General features: G+C 67.5%; 13 protein-coding genes. 9 read left to right on the top strand and 4 right to left on the bottom strand.

Going from position 1 to position 12138, the window contains the following annotated elements:
* Positions 1–64: 64 nt before the first annotated feature.
* Together T8T98_RS08880 and T8T98_RS08875 are read left to right on the top strand one after the other, a co-directional pair.
* Positions 65–247, top strand: a complete 183-nt coding sequence (locus tag T8T98_RS08880; protein ID WP_160733044.1) for a CsbD family protein — start codon at positions 65–67, stop codon at positions 245–247.
* Between the two features lie 187 nt (positions 248–434).
* A complete protein-coding gene (locus T8T98_RS08875; RefSeq protein WP_251105463.1) occupies positions 435–629 on the top strand; it encodes a hypothetical protein in 195 nt (64 codons plus the stop codon).
* A gap of 9 nt (positions 630–638) precedes the next feature.
* Here the strand turns inward: T8T98_RS08875 and T8T98_RS08870 are convergent, their stop codons facing one another.
* Positions 639–2075, bottom strand: a complete 1437-nt coding sequence (locus T8T98_RS08870; protein ID WP_251105464.1) for an MFS transporter — start codon at positions 2073–2075, stop codon at positions 639–641.
* A 116-nt stretch (positions 2076–2191) separates the two neighbouring features.
* Between T8T98_RS08870 and pgsA the strand changes: the two genes are divergently transcribed.
* Positions 2192–2785 (top strand): CDP-diacylglycerol--glycerol-3-phosphate 3-phosphatidyltransferase, encoded by a 594-nt coding sequence (pgsA, locus tag T8T98_RS08865; protein WP_160733041.1) that lies wholly within the window; start codon positions 2192–2194, stop codon positions 2783–2785.
* Here pgsA and T8T98_RS08860 read toward each other — a convergent pair.
* The 3 genes from T8T98_RS08860 to rnd all read right to left on the bottom strand — a co-directional run bounded on the left by T8T98_RS08860 (position 2769) and on the right by rnd (position 5956).
* Positions 2769–3752, bottom strand: a complete 984-nt coding sequence (locus T8T98_RS08860) for a division plane positioning ATPase MipZ (protein ID WP_251105465.1) — start codon at positions 3750–3752, stop codon at positions 2769–2771. The genes pgsA and T8T98_RS08860 overlap by 17 nt on opposite strands.
* A 108-nt stretch (positions 3753–3860) precedes the next feature.
* Complete coding sequence (locus T8T98_RS08855) at positions 3861–4757, bottom strand: hydrogen peroxide-inducible genes activator (RefSeq protein WP_160733040.1); 897 nt, start codon at positions 4755–4757, stop codon at positions 3861–3863.
* Positions 4754–5956: a ribonuclease D gene (gene rnd, locus T8T98_RS08850; RefSeq protein ID WP_251105466.1), complete on the bottom strand. Its 1203-nt coding sequence runs from the start codon at positions 5954–5956 to the stop codon at positions 4754–4756. Before rnd ends, T8T98_RS08855 begins: the two co-directional genes overlap by 4 nt.
* A gap of 158 nt (positions 5957–6114) precedes the next feature.
* On the opposite strand from rnd, the gene aspS reads away from it, so the two are divergent.
* From aspS to fabF, 6 genes are all read left to right on the top strand, one after another.
* Entirely contained in the window at positions 6115–7935 is a 1821-nt protein-coding gene (gene aspS / locus T8T98_RS08845) for an aspartate--tRNA ligase (protein WP_160733038.1), read from the top strand.
* A 126-nt stretch (positions 7936–8061) separates the two neighbouring features.
* Positions 8062–8622: a YfiR family protein gene (locus tag T8T98_RS08840; RefSeq protein ID WP_251105467.1), complete on the top strand. Its 561-nt coding sequence runs from the start codon at positions 8062–8064 to the stop codon at positions 8620–8622.
* On the top strand, positions 8616–9857 hold the full coding sequence (locus T8T98_RS08835; protein WP_251105468.1) for a diguanylate cyclase domain-containing protein: 1242 nt from the start codon (positions 8616–8618) through the stop codon (positions 9855–9857). Before T8T98_RS08840 ends, T8T98_RS08835 begins: the two co-directional genes overlap by 7 nt.
* Positions 9858–9867: 10 nt before the next feature.
* Complete coding sequence (locus T8T98_RS08830; protein WP_251105469.1) at positions 9868–10356, top strand: OmpA family protein; 489 nt, start codon at positions 9868–9870, stop codon at positions 10354–10356.
* Between the two features lie 113 nt (positions 10357–10469).
* Positions 10470–10706: an acyl carrier protein gene (locus T8T98_RS08825; RefSeq protein WP_047805955.1), complete on the top strand. Its 237-nt coding sequence runs from the start codon at positions 10470–10472 to the stop codon at positions 10704–10706.
* Positions 10707–10877: 171 nt separating this feature from the next.
* Positions 10878–12137 carry a beta-ketoacyl-ACP synthase II gene (fabF, locus tag T8T98_RS08820; protein WP_251105968.1) on the top strand — a complete coding sequence of 420 codons (1260 nt, stop codon included), beginning with the start codon at positions 10878–10880 and terminating at the stop codon, positions 12135–12137.
* Position 12138 lies beyond the last annotated feature (1 nt).

Below are 12138 nucleotides of genomic sequence, written 5' to 3'. Positions count from 1 at the left end.
TATCCTCGTTGAATCTGCGAAAGGCAGGCGTCCCGCCTGCCGCTCAGACACGAGGAGAATCGCAATGGGCGAACTGAAGGACAAGGCCAAGGGCATGGGCAACGAAGTCGCGGGCAACGCCAAGCAGGCGGCCGCCGAATTCAGCGGCAATCCGCGCCTCGACGAAGAAGGCAAGGCGCAGGAGCGCAAGGGCGAAGCCCAGAACCTCAAGGGCGAAGTCAAGGGCGCGACCGGCGACAAGGTCTGATCCTCGACCGACCACGAGACGACGAAAGGGCCGCCTGCAAGGGCGGCCCTTTTGCATTGCGAGCCCCTTTTTTCGCGTTGCGGGCCATCGGGCCGCGACCGGGGGCGGGACCGGCAAACTGTCTCGCCATGCGACAGTTTGCATCGGGCGGGAGCAAAATGGTTACCGAAGTGTTAACGCATGCATCATGCGTCGTTGCCTTGTCCTTACCGATGAAGCCGCCCGGCACCCGTTCCGGGCCAGCCTGCCGCCCCATGTCTGCGCCGTCGAAGATGGCAAGGCGGCCACGCAATCGGGCTGGCGCGTGACGCTGGCCGACATGCGCGGGTTCGCTTCCGCTTACGTCGCCTGCGTGGTCGGGATCGTGGCGTTCATCGCCTGACGTGGTGCGTTAGCCCGCCGGGGCCGCTTTTTCCGCGTCGTAGAGCTTCTTGCCGAGCCAGCTCGATACGAGGCACATCGCCGCGCTGAGCAGGAGCTGGTCGGCAATCGCGACCTCCGCCGCGCTGAGCCCCATTGCCAGCACCGCACCGGCGACCATCGCGCCCGAGTTCACGATATTGTTGGCCGCGATCGTGCGCGCGGTCTGCGTCTTGGGCACGAAAGTGGTGAGGAAGGCGTAGAGCGGCACGACGAACATCCCGCCGGCGACCGCAATGCCCAGCAGGCAGAACAGAAGGGCGATCGCCAGCGGCTGCCCCATGAACTGGCCGACGTCCATCAGCGTATCGCCCGGCGCCGGCGTCCAGGCGCGGCAGACGAGGTAGAACGCCAGCACGAACAGCGCCATGACGATCACCGACAGGGGCGAGAAACGCGCCGATACCGTGCCCTTGAGCAGGGCGTTGACCGAAACCGACCCGATCGCCACGCCGACGGAGAAGATCACCAGGAACAGGCTGGCGACTTCCTTGCTCGCGGTCAGCACGTTCTTCGCCAGGGGCGGGAACTGGATGAACAGGACCGCGCCGATCGTCCAGAAGAAGCTGATTGCCATGATCGCGAGGAACACGCGCCGATCATGGGTGGTGGACCGCACGAGCTTGAACATCGACACGAGCTGGTCGGCGACAAGCGTGGGCAGGAAGGCCGCCGCCTTGGTCGCCTTGCCGTGCCCCGAGCGGCCGAGCGGGCCGAGCAGGGGAAAGTCCAGCTCGTTGCTGTCCCCCTGGGGCGGGGCGGGCGGCACGAACTGCGCGGTGATGAAGCCGAGCACGGCGATCCCGACGACGACCGCGGCGGCGACTTCGACCGGGATCCACCCGGCCAGAATCGTGCCGAAGAGGATGGCGAGATAGGTGCCCGCCTCGACCAACCCGGTCCCGGCGAGCACTTCGTCGGAATGCAGGTGCTGGGGCAGGATCGCGTACTTGATCGGCCCGAGGAATGTCGAGTGGACGCCCATTGCGAATAGCGCGGCGAGCAGTAGCGGGATCGCGCTCTGCGCCAGCAGCGGGGGCGGGGCCGTCAGGCAGGCGGCCCCGGCGCCGGTCGCGCATTCGACGTCCTGCCAGGCGATCAGCAGCCCGGCCGCGCCGACCAGCATGATCCCGATCTCGCACCCTTTCACGATCCGGATGATCCGTGCCTTGTCGCGCATGTCGGCGAGTTGCCCCGCGAGCGCGGAAAGGACGAAGAAGGGCACGATGAAAACGCCCGAGGCGACGGCGCTGAACATCGCCTCCTCCGCCTCCGAATTGTAGATGCTGTAGACCACGAACAGCACCATCGCGGTCTTGTAGAGGTTGTCGTTGAAGGCGTTGAACAGCTGCGTCACGAACAGCGGCAGGAACCGGCGGCGGCGCAGGATGTGCGTCGAGGTTGTCATGCAGGTTCCGTGCGCCCTTAACCCAGTCCACGGACCGTGTAACGCACGCGAGAATGCGGACAAGGGCAAATCCGCGGCTTTTGCCCGAACGGCACACGCGCTAGGAGAGAGGGGCCGTGCTGAACCTGCCCAATATCCTCACGCTGTCGCGGATCGTCACGATCCCCCTGCTGGTCTTCCTGCTGTGGTGGCCGGGCTGGGCGTTCGGCTATTCGCTCGCCTTCGCGCTCTACTGCCTGATGGGGATCACCGACTATTTCGACGGCTACCTAGCCCGGGCGAGCGGGACGGTTTCGAAGCTGGGCGTCTTCCTCGACCCGATCGCCGACAAGATCATGGTCGCCGCGGTCATCCTGGTGCTGACCGCCCAGGGCTGGCTGCGCGGGCCGGTGGCGGGCGATTTCCACGTTATCGCGGGTCTCGTGATCCTGATGCGTGAAATTGCCGTCTCGGGCCTGCGCGAGTTTCTCGGGCCGCTCCAGGTCTCGGTCCCGGTCAGCAAGCTCGCCAAGTGGAAAACGGCCGCGCAGATGATCTCGCTCGGCGCGCTGATCCTGGCCGGGGCGCTGCCGGGCTGGACGATGGGGCTGGGCGGGGCGGTGTTCAACGTGCCGCACCTGGTCGGGATCGCGACCTTGTGGACGGCGGCGGTGCTGACGCTGATAACCGGGTGGGACTACCTGCGCGTCGGCCTCAGGCACATGGACTGACGGCGCCCGTCGCGGCGGCCAGTGCCTCGCGATAGGCGGCACGGGCCCGGCCCGAAGTGCGCACCGGCGTCGCGGCAGCGCGCCGGGAGCGGCCGGGACCACGGCGATCGGCCCCCAGCAGGTCGTCGATCAGCTCCTCGATCTCCGCCGTCGTCGTCCGGCTGGCGCGTGTCATGTCGGGCAGCTGCGGCAGGTCGAGGTGCGTCAGGCCGAACTGGAACAGCTCGCGAAAGGCGACCCGTTCCGACAATCCGCACGCCACGCGAAACTCGTGGTGGCCGGCAAGCGCGGAAAGCGCGCTGTCGATCCGGTCGATCTGCCGCCGTTCGCAGCTGCGGACGCGGTTCTTCGCGACGATCCAGTCCAGCGGGGCAAGCTCGCGCCCGCGCCGTTCCTCCCGCAGGGCGGCGACCGTGCGGCCGAACGCGCTGGCGGGGCCCGGGCGGCCGGAGACGGGATCGATCCGGCCGATCACCTGGAGATCGACGAACGAGGGGTTGATCGGGGTGACGAGCGTATGCGCCAGCGCCACCGCGCGGCGGAAGATCGGGCAATCGGCACCCGGCGCGTCGAGCACGACGTAGTCGGCCCGCGCGTCGAGCCGGGCGACTTCCTGCTGCAGCTGGGCCGCGCAGTGGCGGTTCAGCACCGCGTGCATCGGCATCGGCAGGTCCACGCCCACGACCCGTGCCGTTCCCTCGCGCGCGGCGAAGCTGCTTTCCAGCGTCGATTGCCGGCGGTCGAGATCGATCGCGACCACCCGGTGGCCCGCGCGGGCCAGGGCAACGGCGGTGTGGAACGCCAGGGTCGATTTCCCGACTCCGCCTTTCTCGTTGGCAAAGGCGATCACGTGGCCGGGAAGCGGGTGGGCCAGCGCGTCGGCCATCACGACCTGCGGATGTTCGCCATCCGTCCAGCGCGGCGCCGCGCCGTCGTTGCATCCGTCAGGTCCGAGTTCTTTCCACACGGCGCAGTCCCCCGTCCGGCGCTTCGCGAATCAGTTATCCACAGCTTTTACCACATTTCGTTAGCAATACCCTGCCTGCCCGGCGCCGATCGCCCGGGGAGGGAGGATTCAACCGGCGCGCAGTTCCTGCGCGAGCAGTTCGAAATCGGCCTTACGGGGGGAATTCTTGCGCCAGATCAAGGCGATCTCGCGGCTTGCCGCCTGCGACTTCAGCGGCCGGGCGACGACCTGAGTATCGTGCAATATACCCGCATCGATGGCCATTTCGGGCAGCATCGTCAGGCCCAGGTCGTTGTCCACCATCTGCACCAGCGTGTGCAGCGACGTGCCGATCATCGTCGCCGAGGCGCGCAGTTCGGGCCGGTTGCAGGCGGCCAGCGCGTGTTCCTTCAGGCAATGGCCGTCCTCCAGCAGGAGGAGCCGCCCCTCGTCGATCATCGAGGGGTGGACGACTTCGGGGGGATCGCGCGGGTCGTCCTTGGGAAAGGCCACGTGCAGGCGATCGTCGGCGATATGGGCCTTGTCCACTTCCCCGGTGGCGAAGGGGAGGGCGAGGAGCACGCAATCCACCCGCCCGTGGTGCAGGCTCTCGACCGCGTCGTGGCTGGTTTCCTCGCGCAGGAACAGCTTGAGGTCGGGGCGTTCCTTCTTCAGTCGCGGCAGGATGCGGGGCAGCATGAACGGGGCGATCGTGGGGATCACGCTCATCCGCAGCGTGCCCGAAAGCGGCTTGCCGCTCGCGCGGACGAGATCGGACAGTTCCTCCGCCTCGCGCAGCAGGCGATGCGCCTTTTCCACCACCTGCTCGCCCAGCGTCGTGAAACGCACCACGCGCCGGCTGCGCTCCACCAGCGTGACGCCGAGCAGCGATTCGAGCTCGCGGATCCCGGCAGAGAGGGTGGACTGCGAGACGAAGCTCGCCTCCGCCGCGCGGCCGAAGTGGCCATGCTCGTGCAAGGCGACGAGGTACTGGAGCTGCTTGATCGTGGGGAGGTAGGTGCTCACTCTGCCGCCTGCGTCTCCGCCAGTTCCCCGGCCATGTCGTCGATATGGGTCATGTGCAGTTTCCCGCGCTTGACCGCGAAGGCCAGCTTGCCTTCGACCAGTTCCAGCGCATCGCGCCCGAAGACGTCGTAGCGCCAGCCTTCCAGCACCGGCAGGCTGCGCACGCCGGCGGCCAGCGCCTCCATCTCGTCCGACCGGGTCAGGAGGCGGGCGGCCACGTCGATCTCGCGCGTGCGGATCTTGAGCAGGAGCTTGAGCAGGTCCGCCACCAGCGCACCTTCCTTGCCCAGCGGCGCGCCGCGCTTCGGCTTGTCCGGCATCTCGTCGGCCGGAAGCGGTTCCGCCTTTTCGAGCACTTTCATAAGCCGCTTGCCGATGTCGTTGTCTTTCCAGGCATTCGACAGGCCGCGCACCTTGATGAGATCGCCCTGCTTCTTGGGCGGGTGGCTGGCGATGTCGGCCAGCGTCTCGTCGCGCATGATCCGCCCGCGCGGGATGTTCTTGTGCTGCGCTTCGCCCTCGCGCCAGGCGGCCAGCGCCTTCAGCCGGCCCAGGACCGCGGGATTGCGCCCGGCCTGTCGGATCCGCCGCCAGGCGTCGCTGGCGTCGTTGCGATAGTTCGCCGGGTCGGCCAGCTTCTCCATCTCGGCGTCGAGCCATTCGCCCCGGCCGGTCTTGATCAGCTTGCGCAGGATCTTGGGAAAGATCTTCGACAGGTGCGTGACGTCGCCGATCGCGTATTCGATCTGCCGCGCGGTCAGCGGGCGGCGGCTCCAGTCGGTGAAGCGCGCGCCCTTGTCGACCGTGATTCCCAGCCAGCTTTCGACCAGGTTGGCATAGCCGATCTGTTCCGACTGGCTGATCGCCATCATCGCGATCTGCGTGTCGAAGATCGGGTGCGGCGTCTTGCCGGTGAGATTGTAGATGATCTCCACGTCCTGTCCGCCGGCGTGGAAGACCTTCAGCACGTCCTCGTTGTCGCACATCAGGTCGAGCAGGGGGGACAGGTCGATGCCGTCTGCCAGCGGGTCGATCGCCGCGGCTTCCTTCTCGTTGGCGATCTGCACCAGGCACAGTTCCGGCCAGTAGGTGTTCTCGCGCATGAATTCGGTATCGACCGAAACGAAATCGGACTGTGCCAGGCGTTCGCACAGATCGGCGAGTTCGTCGGTGGTGGTGATAAGGTCGTGTATCTTCATAGGTCTTTTCTGTTGTCGGGCGGAGTACCGCCTCTCGGGCCGGCGCCGCGCCTTGACAAAGGCCCGTGCTTGCCCTGTTAGCGCGCGCGACAATGCGCGTGCGCGCCGTTCGGTGGCGCGCCCTTAGCGCCATAGCCCCGCAAATGGAAAGAATTTAGATGCACGCCTATCGAACCCACAACTGCGCACAGCTGACCGGTGCGAACGTCGGCGAGACGGTTCGCCTGTCGGGCTGGATCCATCGCAAGCGCGATCACGGGGGCGTGCTGTTCGTCGACCTGCGCGATCACTACGGCATGACCCAGATCGTCGCCGACGAGGACAGCGAGGCGCTGCCGGTACTGGAAGGGCTGAAGCTGGAGTCGGTCGTCACCATCGACGGCACGGTCAAGGCGCGCGCCGAAGGCACGGCCAACCCGAACCTGCCGACCGGGGAGATCGAGGTGTTTGCGCGCGGCGTCACCGTCCAGAGCCGGGCCGAGGAACTGCCGCTGCCGGTGGCGGGCGAGCAGGACTATCCCGAGGAGATCCGTCTCAAGTATCGCTTCGTCGACCTGCGGCGCGAGACAATGCACCGCAACATCATGCTGCGCAGCCAGGTGATCACCTCGATCCGGCGGCGCATGACGGCACAGGGCTTCACCGAGTTCCAGACCCCGATCCTGGGCGCTTCCAGCCCCGAGGGCGCGCGCGACTACCTCGTGCCGAGCCGGCTGCATCCGGGCCGTTTCTACGCGCTTCCGCAGGCGCCGCAGATGTTCAAGCAGCTGCTGATGGTGGCCGGCTTCGACCGCTATTTCCAGATCGCGCCCTGCTTCCGCGACGAGGACCTGCGCGCCGATCGCAGCCCCGAATTCTACCAGCTCGACTTCGAAATGAGCTTCGTCACGCAGGAAGACGTGTTCCAGGCGATCGAGCCGGTCCTGGCCGGCGTGTTCGAGGAATTCGCGAACGGCAAGAGCGTGACGCCCGCGGGCGAGTTCCCGCGCATTCCCTACGCCGAGGCGATGCTGAAATACGGCACCGACAAGCCCGACCTGCGCAACCCGCTGATCATCTCGGACGTCACCGGCCACTTCGAGACTTCGGGTTTCGGCCTGTTCGAGAAGATCGTCGGCTCCGGCGGCCGGGTGCGCGTCGTCCCCGCGCCGAACACGCATGAGAAGAGCCGCAAGTTCTTCGACGAGATGAATGACTGGGCGCGGCGCGAGGGCTTTGCCGGTCTCGGCTACGTCACCCGCAAGGGCGGCGAGTTCGGCGGCCCGATCGCCAAGAACCACGGCACCGAGGGCATGGAAAAGCTCTATGCCGAGCTGGGCCTGGGCGAGAACGACGGCCTGTTCTTCGCCGCGGGCAAGGAGAAGGACGCAGCCAAGCTCGCCGGTGCTGCGCGCACCCGCGTGGCCGAGGAGCTGGGGCTGATCGAGGAAGGCTGCTTCAAGTTCTGCTGGATCGTCGATTTCCCGATGTTCGAATACGACGAGGAACTGAAGAAGATCGACTTCAGCCACAATCCCTTCTCGATGCCGCAGGGCGAAATGGAGGCGCTGGAGAACCAGGACCCGCTTGAGATCAAGGCGTGGCAGTACGACATCGTCTGCAACGGCTACGAGCTGTCCTCGGGCGCGATCCGGAACCACAGGCCGGACATCATGTACAAGGCCTTCGAGATCGCGGGGTACAGCCAGGCCGATGTCGACGAGAATTTCTCGGGCATGATCGAGGCGTTCAAGCTCGGCGCGCCGCCGCACGGTGGCTCCGCCCCCGGGATCGACCGGATCGTGATGCTGCTGGCGGACGAGCCGAACATTCGCGAGGTGATCGCCTTCCCGCTCAACCAGCGGGCGCAGGACCTGATGATGGGCGCGCCGAGCCTCGTCAGCCCGCGCCAGCTGCGCGATGTCCATATCCGCACGGTCGATGCGCCGAAGCCCGAAGGGGCGGAGGCGACGCGGGTGGACCGGGCCGGGGATTCCTGACCCGTGCGCCCGCCGCGCAGCTTTCCGCCCCTTAGCCGCCGCTAGCTGGCCGGCGTGGGGGGCGTGACAGGGTTCGGGGCATTCGCCCGCGCGCGATCTGCGTGCGGCGGCGCACGCTGGCGGCGCGTGCTGGCGCCCGCGTTCGCCCTGCTGGCGGCCGCGCTGGCGACGACCTTCGCCGCGCCGGCCGCCCAGGCCGCCCCGCTGGTGCGGATCGGGCTGCCCCTCGCGAACGAGGCGGACCCTTATGCCCGGCCGGTGGGGCGCATGCTGACGCTCTTGGCCAGTTACACCCACTGGCCCGAGCCGCACGACCCGCTGCGCCTGTGCCTGGTCGAGCCGACCGATCATGCCGAGGCGCTGGATAGCCCGGCCTTCGCCGGCGAGGCCGGGATCGCCACGACCGTCGTCACCGCGCAGGCCGTCATCGGAACGCAGTGCGAGATCGTCTATATCGGGCGCATGTCCATCGGGCAGCAACGTTCGATCACGACCGCCTTTCGCGACAAGCCGACGCTGACGGTGGCCGAGAACGATCCCGCCTGCCGCAGCCGGGCAATGATCTGCCTGCTGTTCGAGGCGGATTCGCTGTCGTTCCGTCTCAATATCGACGCCGTTTCCCGCTCGCAGGTGCGGATCGATCCGCGGGTCCTGCGCATGGGCATGGCGCGGGGAGGGGGATGGTGAGCGCGCGCGAAACCCGGCGCCTCGACGGCCTGCCGCTGCGCGAGCTCCTGGCGCGCGGGCATTTCCGGCTGGTCATCCTGGCGGTGATTCTCGCCGCCGTGACGCTGACGATCAGCGGGGTCGTTTTGATCCGGAGCCATTCGACCGCCAACGCCGCGCTGACCGCGCGCACCGTCAGCTACGCGGTCGAGCCGGCGGTGCTGTTCGGCGACCGCGAGGCGGTGCAGGAAACGATCGAGACGATCGGCAATGCCGGTACCGCCGGCCAGATCGCCGTGATCGACGAGGCGGGGGACGTGCTCGCTTCGTGGGAGCACGAGCACGACGGTCTCGCCGGATCGTTCGAGCGGGCGCTGGGCCAGGTGCTTCGCGGCCGGGCGGAAGTCGTGCCGGTGGCCAGCGACGGGCGCGAGATCGGCGCGGTGATCGTCCGCGGCAGCCTGGCCGACACGCTCGGCTATGCCACGACGGGCTTCATCATCGGGCTGTGCTGCCTGGGGCTGACCATCATCGCCACGCGCGTCCTGGCCCGCCGGCTGGAAGAAGCGGTCGTCGCCCCGCTCGAACACGTCGGCGAGATCGCCCATGCCGTGCGGGCGGACCGCAGCTTCGGGCGCCGCGTCAGCGTTTCCGGGATTGCCGAGATCGACCGTCTTGCGCGCGATTTCAATGCCTTGCTGGCGGAACTGCAAAGTTGGCACCAGGCGCTGCTGTCTGAAAACGTCGAGCTGGCGCGCCGGGCCGAGCACGACGCGCTGACGGGCCTTGCCGGACGCCGCCGGTTCGAGCGCGAGAGCGAGCAGGTGATCCGCCGCGCGCGCGAGGAAGGCATGTCTTTCGCGGTTCTCTATCTCGACTGCGACGAGTTCAAGCACATCAACGACACGTACGGCCACGACGTCGGCGACATGGTGCTGTGCGCGATTGCCGACCGGCTGCAGAACGCAGTGGGCGAGCGGGGCCATGTCTACCGGTTCGGCGGGGACGAATTCGCCGTGGTCCTGCACGAGACCGGCGAGGAGGAAGAGGTGGAGCGTGTCTGCGAGGCGATCCGGGCGAGGATGGCCGAGCCTTTCACCCTCGCGCTGCGCCGCGAACGGCAGCTGAGCATCAGCGTCGGCTGCGCGATCTATCCGCGCGACGGGGACGGCTGGCGCGAGCTCCTGCGCCTGGCGGACCAGCGCATGTATCGGGAGAAGCGAAATGCCCACAAGGCCCTGGCCGAATCGAACTGACATCGGCGGCGTGCGCGCTCTGTTCGTGGCGGCCGCCCTGGCGCTGCTGGCGGCCTGCCAGACGGTGCCGGCCGATCCCTACACCGCCAGCCAGGTCGAGGCGCTGGAGCGGGCCGGCTTTACCCGCGAAGGCGACCGGTACCTGCTGGGCCTGCCGGACCGGCTGCTGTTCGAATTCGACAGCTCGGATCTCGTGCCCGAGCGGCGGGTCGCGCTGGGGGAGATGGCGGCCGCCCTGTCGGGCGTCGGCATCCTGGGCGCGCGGATCGAAGGGCACACCGATTCCGTGGGCGAGGAGGCCTATAACCGGGCCCTGTCGCAGGACCGCGCCGAAACCGTCATGCGCGCGCTGGCAGCGGGCGGGATGGACGCGGGGGCCATGCAGGTCCTGGGCCTGGGCGAGAGCGATCCGATCGAGAGCAACGATACCGAGGAAGGCCGCAGCCAGAACCGGCGCGTTGTCATCATCGTGACACCCGCGGCGGCGATTCCGTTGTAGAACAGCGCAAACCCGGCCCCGGCCATGTGTTTGCATGTCAGGCACTTGCCAGCGGGTCCGGCGTTCATTAGGGCGAAAGCCAATTCCTAACCCCCAATCCAAGAGGGCATAACATGAGCGATACCGCCGACCGCGTGCAGAAGATCGTTGTCGAGCACCTGGGCGTCGAGGCCGACAAGGTCACGCAGGATGCAAGCTTCATCGACGACCTGGGCGCAGACAGCCTCGACATCGTCGAGCTGGTGATGGCTTTCGAAGAAGAGTTCGGCGTGGAAATCCCGGACGACGCGGCCGAGAAGATCACCACCGTCGGCGACGCGACGAAGTACATCGAAGAACACAAAGGCTAAGCCGGCGGGAGGTTCGCTTTCGCCGGCCTTTCCCCGGGCGGCATCGCCGGCCGGAAGGTGGCGGCGGAGAGAATCGGTTTCCCGCGACAGGCGGGAACGAGCAGGCTCAGCCCCGGCGGGTTGGGCCTGTTGCTCTATCTGGCGGGAACACTCGAATATTCGGAGATGCAGATGCGCCGTGTGGTCGTAACCGGACTGGGCCTCGTCACCCCGCTGGGCGGTGATGTCGAGACGACCTGGACCAACCTGATCGCGGGGAAAAGCGGGGCGGGCACGATCACCCGCTTCGATGCCAGCAACCAGAAGTGCACGATCGCGTGCGAGGTGAAGTCCAGGGATCACGAGTGGGGCTTCGACCCCGACAAGCGCGTCGATCACAAGATCCAGCGCCAGGTCGATCCCTTCATCGTCTATGGCATCGACGCCGCGGGCCAGGCCCTCGAAGATGCCGGGCTGGACGAGATGGACGAGGCGCTGAAGCAGCGCACCGGCGTCTCGATCGGTTCGGGGATCGGCGGCCTGCCGGGGATCGAGAGCGAATCCATCGTCCTCAGCGAACGCGGGCCGGGCCGGGTCTCGCCGCACTTCGTGCATGGCCGGCTGATCAACCTGATCAGCGGGCAGGTGTCGATCAAGTATGGCCTGATGGGCCCCAACCACGCGGTGGTGACGGCCTGTTCGACCGGTGCCCACTCGATCGGCGATGCCGCGCGGATGATCCGCGACGGCGATGCCGACGTCATGCTGGCGGGCGGCGCGGAATCGACGATCAACCCGCTCGGCGTGGCCGGCTTCGCCCAGGCGCGCGCATTGAACATGAGCATGAACGACCGGCCCGAGGCGGCGAGCCGCCCCTACGACCGCGACCGTGACGGCTTCGTCATGGGCGAGGGCGCGGGCGTCGTCGTGCTCGAGGAATACGAGCACGCAAAGGCGCGCGGGGCGAAGATCTACGCCGAGGTGGTCGGCTACGGCCTCTCGGGCGATGCCTATCACGTCACCGCTCCGCACCCCGAAGGCAAGGGCGCGGAGCTGGCCATGCGCATGGCGATCGACAAGGCCGGGCTGCAGCCGACGGACATCGATTACGTCAACGCGCACGGTACCTCGACAATGGCCGACACGATCGAACTCGGCGCGGTCAAGCGCGTCCTCGGCGAAGATCTCGGCGGGGCATCGATGTCGAGCACCAAGTCGGCCATCGGCCACCTCCTGGGCGGTGCAGGCGCGGTGGAGAGCATTTTCTGCATCCTGGCCATTCGCGACCAGATCGTTCCGCCCACGCTCAACCTCGACAACCCGGACGAGGGGACCGAGGGCGTGGACCTCGTGCCGCACACGGCGCGCAAGCGCGAGGTCGGGGCCGTGCTCAACAACAGCTTCGGCTTCGGCGGCACCAATGCCAGCCTGGTGATGAAGAAGGTCGACTGAC

It is taken from the genome of Pelagerythrobacter marinus (genome assembly GCF_034375205.1).
Lineage (GTDB): Bacteria > Pseudomonadota > Alphaproteobacteria > Sphingomonadales > Sphingomonadaceae > Pelagerythrobacter > Pelagerythrobacter marinus.
This window is presented reverse-complemented; position numbering and strand designations above follow the sequence as displayed.